7 protein-coding genes are annotated in these 7,384 nt (G+C 34.7%); 5 read left to right on the forward strand and 2 right to left on the reverse strand.

The features are described from left to right. Positions 1 to 207 precede the first annotated feature (207 nt). The 5 genes from AAV96_RS00790 (at position 208) to AAV96_RS00810 (ending at position 4,743) form a co-directional block, all read left to right on the forward strand. Positions 208 to 519, forward strand: a complete 312-nt coding sequence (locus AAV96_RS00790) for an ArsR/SmtB family transcription factor (protein ID WP_005215950.1) — start codon at positions 208 to 210, stop codon at positions 517 to 519. A gap of 423 nt (positions 520 to 942) precedes the next feature. Beyond that, positions 943 to 2,142: a serine/threonine transporter SstT gene (sstT, locus tag AAV96_RS00795; protein WP_046737935.1), complete on the forward strand. Its 1,200-nt coding sequence runs from the start codon at positions 943 to 945 to the stop codon at positions 2,140 to 2,142. Positions 2,143 to 2,151: 9 nt separating this feature from the next. Further along, positions 2,152 to 2,832: a YoaK family protein gene (locus tag AAV96_RS00800; RefSeq protein WP_004662424.1), complete on the forward strand. Its 681-nt coding sequence runs from the start codon at positions 2,152 to 2,154 to the stop codon at positions 2,830 to 2,832. Between the two features lie 3 nt (positions 2,833 to 2,835). Then, the gene (locus AAV96_RS00805) at positions 2,836 to 3,375 is read left to right on the forward strand and encodes a DUF2058 domain-containing protein (protein WP_004662427.1); all 540 of its coding nucleotides are present in this window, start codon (positions 2,836 to 2,838) and stop codon (positions 3,373 to 3,375) included. Between the two features lie 117 nt (positions 3,376 to 3,492). After that, positions 3,493 to 4,743: a mechanosensitive ion channel family protein gene (locus tag AAV96_RS00810; RefSeq protein WP_046737936.1), complete on the forward strand. Its 1,251-nt coding sequence runs from the start codon at positions 3,493 to 3,495 to the stop codon at positions 4,741 to 4,743. Positions 4,744 to 4,836: 93 nt separating this feature from the next. Here the strand turns inward: AAV96_RS00810 and AAV96_RS00815 are convergent, their stop codons facing one another. After that, positions 4,837 to 5,628 carry a DUF2182 domain-containing protein gene (locus AAV96_RS00815; protein WP_046737937.1) on the reverse strand — a complete coding sequence of 264 codons (792 nt, stop codon included), beginning with the start codon at positions 5,626 to 5,628 and terminating at the stop codon, positions 4,837 to 4,839. Between the two features lie 13 nt (positions 5,629 to 5,641). After that, positions 5,642 to 7,168, reverse strand: a complete 1,527-nt coding sequence (locus AAV96_RS00820; RefSeq protein ID WP_046737938.1) for a tyrosinase family protein — start codon at positions 7,166 to 7,168, stop codon at positions 5,642 to 5,644. Positions 7,169 to 7,384 lie beyond the last annotated feature (216 nt).

Consider the following 7,384-nt stretch of genomic DNA (forward strand, 5'->3'; position numbering starts at 1 on the left):
TTTAGAAAATTTTAACAATTACCAATATTTCTAACATTGCTAAAATATCTAGACTCCCAAATTTTAAAGTCTAAGCGTTATTAATGATAAATATAAGTTTCACTGATATAGATATTCACAAAAAACCATTGTATTTTTCAAGTTTTAATACATTTTTATGTTTTTCTCACCTTATACTAAGTTCGGCTTGAATGTAGTGAGAAAAGTATGCAAAAGGATATAGAGATCAACGTGATGAGAGAGTCTGCAAGCTCTATTGTCAATGTACTTAAGTCTTTGGCAAACACAGATCGCTTAATTATTTTATGTCATTTAGCCAAACAAGAATTAAATGTGTCTCAAATCGAAGAAGCTACTCATATCCTACAACCAACCCTGTCACAGCAGCTTATGATGTTAAGAAAAAGTAATGTAGTTTCTACACGTCGGGATGGAAAGCAAATCTTTTATTCAATTAGTGACCCTAAGTTACAGGTTGTTTTAACAACGCTTTATGAAAATTATTGTCCTAATATCTGAATTTTACTTAGCAAAATTAAGATACCAAAGCTCACCATAAAGTCTTATTCTATTTATCCTCAAAATTACACTTGTGTAATATAAAAGGTTTCATGAATAGTTTTATTTATAAAATACTCGTCAGTACATATGGTTAGGCTTTTAAGATTTATCAATAAGTTATCAATCTAAATTTTAAACACTAGATAGAAGAATACTGACTTTTTACTTATAGTTTTTAGTAAAACCATAGAGATAAGATCTTTTTTTACACAAAAAGATTCTGTATATTTAAATAAAATACTTTTAAAAACATTATTTTAATTTTTTATGGTATTTTTAAAGTAATTCGTTCATCAAAAAAATTTAAAAAATACAGTGCTTAGGTATAGAATACGGCGCTTGTTTAACCTTAAACCACATATAGGTTTATAAGGCTTTTATATGTTTAATGTATTGTCTCGCTTGAGTTTGGTCAGCAAAATTATTATTGCTATTTTTTTAGGGATTGGCGTAGCTGTGCTTTTTCCTAACTTTACACCTTATTTGAGTTTATTAGGTGAATTGTTTATTAAAGCATTAAAGTCGGTTGCCCCGATTCTTGTTTTTGTTTTAGTGCTTGCTTCGATAGCTAATTTCAAAGTTGGGCAAAACTCAAACTTAAAGCCTGTTATGATTTTGTATGTGGTTGGAATGCTGCTCGCAGCATTTAGTGCTGTGGTAGCAAGTATTGCTTTTCCAAGTCAGCTATTCCTTAATTTATCAACTCAACTAGCTCTACAAGCACCTGGTAGTTTGGCTGAAATTTTAAAGAACTTATTATTAAGCTTTATTGCCAATCCTGTACAAGCGATTAGTGAAGCCAACTTTATTGGTATTTTGGCTTGGGCAATTGGCTTAGGTTTAGCATTACGTCATAGTTCTGAGACTACGAAACAAGTGCTTACTGATGTAGCTGATGCAGTGAATCAAATTATTCACACCGTGATTGGTTTTGCCCCTGTGGGAATTTTTGGCTTAGTCGCAGTCACTTTTGCAGATGCAGGTTTAGCAACTTTATCTAGCTATGCACATTTGTTAGTTGTACTGATAGGAACAATGCTTTTTGTTGCATTAGTGATTAATCCAATCTTAGTCGCATTAACTATGCGAGCAAACCCTTACCCATTAGTGTTCAAATGTTTAAAAGAAAGTGGAATTACGGCATTTTTCACACGTAGTTCTGCTGCCAATATTCCTGTGAATCTGGATTTAGCGCAACGCTTAGGTGTAAATGAAGCAACTGCAAGTGTATCTATTCCACTTGGAGCAACAGTCAACATGGCGGGTGCAGCGGTTACAATTACCGTATTAACGCTTGCTACTGTTCATACATTGGGTATTCATGTTGATCTAAGCACAATGATTATCCTTTCAGTCGTTGCAACCGTTTCAGCATGTGGTGCATCAGGTGTTGCAGGTGGGTCATTACTGCTTATCCCTGTTGCTTGTAGTTTATTTGGTATATCATCTGAAATTGCAATGCAAGTAGTTGCGATTGGTATGATTATCAGTGTATTACAGGATTCGACTGAAACTGCGCTGAATTCGTCAACTGACGTTTTATTTACTGCTGCTGTAGATTTCCGAAACCGAAAAAACTAGTAGATTGTTATGCCCTTACAGCGTTTACCAAACTGGATTCAACTTGGTGCTTTTTTACTCGCACTAAATGCTGGTATGGTTAACGTATTGGGGCTATTTACTGTTCTACATCAGTCAGTTTCACACATGACTGGCAACGTCAGCATGCTCGCAATGAGTTTGCTAGAATGGCAACCAGAGCATTTTATTTATCTCAGTTTAGTAGTTTTATGCTTCGTGATTGGATCGTTTTACAGCGGTCTCATTCTTGGAGATAGCAATGTCTCTTTTGGCCATCATTACGGTTTCCCACTTAGTTTAGTTGCTGCATTTCTATTTTTAACTTGGCTTTTGTTACCTTACTTCCCACGCTATGGTTTGTTGTGGGCATGTGTCGCCATGGGCGTACAAAATGCGATGGTCAGTCACTATAAAGGTGCAATTATCCGTACAACACATTTATCAGGTGTTTTAACGGATATTGGTTTAACCTTAGGTTATAAAGTTCGTGGTCTAAAAATTGAAAATAGGCGTATTTTTTTACACTTGCTCATCTTTCTAGGATTTTTTATCGGTGGGCTTATTGCGAGTTTGCTTTATCCTTATTTAAAATTACAAACTTTTCTAATACCAGCAAGTTTAAGTCTGACCATGAGTATAGCTTACTGGGTAATTTACTTTCGCTCTTCATCAAACTCGAATTCGGATTGAATTATGGTTAAAAATGCATTACAAGCTCAGTTACTCAAAGCGGGTTTGGTCGACAATAAAAAAGCCAAAAAATTAACCAAACAGGTACAACATGAACAACGCACTGGACAACATGATGATGCCTCATTAAAAGCTGAAATTGATCGAGTGAATCAAGAGAAATTAGCCAAAGACCAAGCACTGAATTTAGAAAAACAAAAGGTTTTAGAAGAAAAGGCGCTTAAAGCTTCAATTATTCAAATGATCAAGCAGCATAAAATTCTGCAAACAGAAGGTGATGTTACCTATCAATTCATTGATGAGGGGAAAATCAAAAAGGTTTATCTTTCACAACAAGTTTACAATGCGTTAGTGACGGGTTCTTTAGTTATTGCTAAAGATCAAGATAAATATGCTTATCTCCCCAAAGCTCTTGCAGAAAAAATCGATCAAAAAATGCAAGGATTTATTCTGGTTAACAATAATACTGAGAAAAATGATCAAGCAACTGATGAAGAAGATCCATACGCGGCTTATGTCATTCCAGATGATTTAATGTGGTAAATCACACTCCATTAATGTAATACAACCTTACAGTTCGTATTCAAAATGTGATCAACTTATCACAAATCCTTTTAACGCCTTACAATTAACAAAGTAAAAATTGTAAGGCGTTTTGATTTGAATTATTTAAGTTTTATTAGCGAAATTAGAAGTGAATTAAGCCAATACCCTTGGTTAGAAATGCTTATTTCATTCGCAATTTTGATTTTTCTGGCGGCTTTAGCAAATTTTATTGCCAAAAGAATTATTGTACGTGGTATTCGCCATATCATTACTAAGCTTAAGTCACCCCACCAATCAATTTTTGCCCAACACAGCGTTACACGTCGATTTGCAAATATCGTGCCTGCGATAGTGATCATGAATGGAATCAGTGCAGTTCCCCATCTTCCATTAAAAATAATTACATTAATACAAATGGGAGCACAAGCATTTATTTTTCTCACGCTTGCTTTATCAATTAGTGAAGCACTGAATATTTTTAACTTAGTGTATCAACGCAATCCAAAATCGAGAAATAAACCAATCAAAGGTTATTTACAGTTGATCAAACTGATTTTGTTCGTTGTCTGTGGTCTTATGATTTTAGGTACTTTTCTTAAAAAAGATGTGTTTACTTTACTCGCAGGCTTCGGTGCAATGGCAGCAGTTCTCATGCTGGTCTTCCAAAATACGATCCTGTCTTTAGTCGCAAGTGTACAAATTGCCTCTTATGATATGGTTCGTATTGGAGACTGGATTGAGATGCCCTCTTTAAATGCTGATGGTGACGTGATTGATATGTCTCTGCATACAGTGACTGTACAAAATTTCGATAAAACACTGACCACCATTCCGACCAATAAGCTTGTCACCGATACATTTAGAAACTGGCGTGGTATGAGTAATTCTGGTTGCCGTCGAATTAAACGTTCAATATTTCTTGATCAAAGTAGTGTTCACTTTATGACTGATAGTGAACAGCGAAAATTAAAAGATTTTTTACTTTTAGACCATTATCTTGATGCAAAACAAGATGAAATTAATAAGTTTAATGATCATCTAAGCAATCAATCAGAATACAACCAACGTCGTTTAACCAATGTGGGAACATTCCGTGCTTATGTAGAGTTCTATTTACGCCAACATCAAGGTATTGCGCAGAGTCAAACTATTTTAGTTCGTCAACTACAACCTACTAGTGAAGGTCTACCTTTAGAAATTTATGCATTTACAAATACGACAGCATGGGCATCTTACGAAGCGATTCAATCTGATATTTTCGATCATTTGATTGCAATTATTCCTGAATTTGGTTTGAGAATTTATCAAGCACCATCAGGATATGATTTTAAAACCTATTTACCTGTTAAAGATACTCAAATCTAATATGAACTAAGCTTTAAGGCTTTACATTTTTCAATACTAAAGCCTTAAAGTATTCAAATAGAAAAACCTTTAAACCTAATTTTCCAAAATTTTCTATGAAACCCTAAAATGTGTCGATAATGCAGTTTTATTCTTATCAGTTGAGTGTTTATAAAATTTTTGCAATAAACCAAGATAAGGAATTCGCCATTGTTCTGGTTTCCAAGGCAGACTCTGTTCAAAATACATAATAAAGGTAAACAGTGGCATAAAATACATAGTCTGTTGCATGGTAAATAGTGAAATCCACATCAATGGCCAACACATCCCAACACAATAAAATGCCTTTTTTGAACCATAGTTAAAACAGTCAATCACGGATTGAAAACCAAATGGATTGATGATCGGTGGAATATGGCATCTGTTCAGACTGACTTGTTTCCAAGGTGTTGCTTGCCAAAATAATAGAGCAACGAAGATAGAGCCCAAGATAAGTTCTTTAGAATGATTAAAAAAATTATTCAGAATCTCTGTGGCTACCAAAAGCCCTATGCCTGTTAAAGTCCAAAAAAACATATAACCCAAAAAGAATGAAATTAAACCGAGATATCTTTTTCTTGGAAAATTTTTTCTCCAAATGAATAAAACTGAATCGGAAAGCAAAGGAAACATCATTGCAATAAGCATTAAAAACCAATGTATGTTTATGGCCTGTACAATAACAGACCATAAACTATTACTTTGTTGAACATGAGCATGATGATGGAGATGTCCTTCTACAGGCATATTGAATTGGGTCATAAAGATAGGTTGCAGCAACAAAAATAACCACACAAATAACCCAACACCCAATAGTATTGAAAAAGGCGGACGTTTAACTATCGATAAATATGCCTGTAATTTCATGATACTTAAATCCTTACAAGCCTTCTCGATACACGCTAATTTGCCCAATACTTAAATCTGTATCAGCAGCTAAAGGTTGACGTGGTACAAATGAAATAGGGAAAGCATTAGTGCCAGCTATCTGTTTATTCAAATGAAGTTCATCAAAATAATCAGTAATATCAACAATAATATTTAGCCCTGCTCCACCATGTTCTTCTTTGCTACTCGACGCTTTACGAATACCAAATAAACCAATAGATTCAACCAAGCTGGTTTTGTTTTGGTCGCTATCGTCAGTCAAAGTCGTATAAATATCGAGAATAATCCCTTCACGATTTGCTTTAACATTTTCAAGTTTTAGAAATACTCGATCTGGTTCAGCAACATTACTTTGAGATGATTCATCCAATGCCATAAAACTTTTTTGCAAAGTATTTTTCATTTTGTGATCTAAAGGAATAGTGACATTGGTTAGACCATCAATCTGCAATTTTTTTGTAGTTGCACCTATAAGTTCTGAAGCAACTGGCTGTAAATCAATTGAGTTCTTAAAAGATTCTAAACCAAATGTTTTCGCTCGATTTTCGCTGGTAGATAACATCTCTTGAGTTGAATTTACACCAGAGCCTGGTGTGTATTCATAGCCCAATTGCGTACCATTTACATTGATATCGGAATTATTTTGTACAGCTTGAGGTGTATATTGCCATGAATCACCCGAAGCCAAAGGCATAATAAATTGTCGACTGCCAATAGGACCTTGTAACCATTGCGGATCAATAGGGTTTGATCGCCCATTACCAAGTTCCAACCAAACGCTCCATAAACGGTCGATATTGGCGTGGTGCAAATAAAATATTGGGTCTAGTCCTGCAGAATCAGGGTCACTCATAATGCCATTATCACCACCAATATCATCATGTACCAAATTATGTGGCTTACTTTCTAGGTCACCAAATATACGATTTGAGTGGGAAAAGGAAGTTACTGGCCCACCAAATGCTTTAAAATTATGTGGTGTTGTAAATTCCAAATCTTCTAAGGCCGTCAGTGTTATATCTTGAGCTGGTAATGGATGATAAGTACCATAACGTTGAGCTACATATAATGGATTAACACTACCATCTGGTAAGTGTGTCTGTTCAAAGGCGGGTGGCATGTAGGCTGCATTTGGGTTAGTTGTATCGCTGTAATCCCAAAATGGTAATGCCCAGTCTTGTGGACCGCCTTGCGCGATAATTTCGGCTCTGAGTATAGACTCTATTGCAACTAGATAACCACGATGCCAAGGTACAAAAAACCATGTTCCATGTTGGCATTGTCGCCAATATGTTGCTTGTACTTGAGCTGTTGGTAATTGATCAACTGTTGGATCGTAATAACCAAAACTCTCCCATAATTCAGCTTCAAAACCATGTATACCAGCGAAAAAACGCCAACTTGTAGGATCATCCAATGCTTTAGCCTTTAAAGCACCGACCGCTTTAGCATACCAAAATAATATTGGATCATCTAAATCCCCACCATTTGCCCAAACACTTTTTCGAATATATGTCATTTTATTCTCATTCCTTTATGATTGTTTATAAAAATCGATAACGATGAAATTGTTCACCTAGATAATGATTTCTTTTAGAATAGAAATTTTCTCTATTGTTATCTTATTATTGGTATTTAGCATTTTACGATTCGAGATACTAATATTAAAAAAGAAATTATTCAAATGTTTTATATTTTTTTGATTAATTTTATTATATATATATTTACTAACATC

The organism is Acinetobacter sp. AG1 (assembly GCF_001005525.1).
Taxonomy (GTDB): domain Bacteria; phylum Pseudomonadota; class Gammaproteobacteria; order Pseudomonadales; family Moraxellaceae; genus Acinetobacter; species Acinetobacter modestus.

What these genes read in the sequence shown, in the direction of transcription:
- AAV96_RS00790 (WP_005215950.1), top strand. Translation starts at nt 208, where the DNA reads ATGCAAAAGGATATAGAGATCAACGTGATGAGAGAGTCTGCAAGCTCT.
- AAV96_RS00815 (WP_046737937.1), bottom strand. Translation starts at nt 5,628, where the DNA reads ATGAAATTACAGGCATATTTATCGATAGTTAAACGTCCGCCTTTTTCA.
- sstT (WP_046737935.1), top strand. Translation starts at nt 943, where the DNA reads ATGTTTAATGTATTGTCTCGCTTGAGTTTGGTCAGCAAAATTATTATT.
- AAV96_RS00820 (WP_046737938.1), bottom strand. Translation starts at nt 7,168, where the DNA reads ATGACATATATTCGAAAAAGTGTTTGGGCAAATGGTGGGGATTTAGAT.
- AAV96_RS00805 (WP_004662427.1), top strand. Translation starts at nt 2,836, where the DNA reads ATGGTTAAAAATGCATTACAAGCTCAGTTACTCAAAGCGGGTTTGGTC.
- AAV96_RS00800 (WP_004662424.1), top strand. Translation starts at nt 2,152, where the DNA reads ATGCCCTTACAGCGTTTACCAAACTGGATTCAACTTGGTGCTTTTTTA.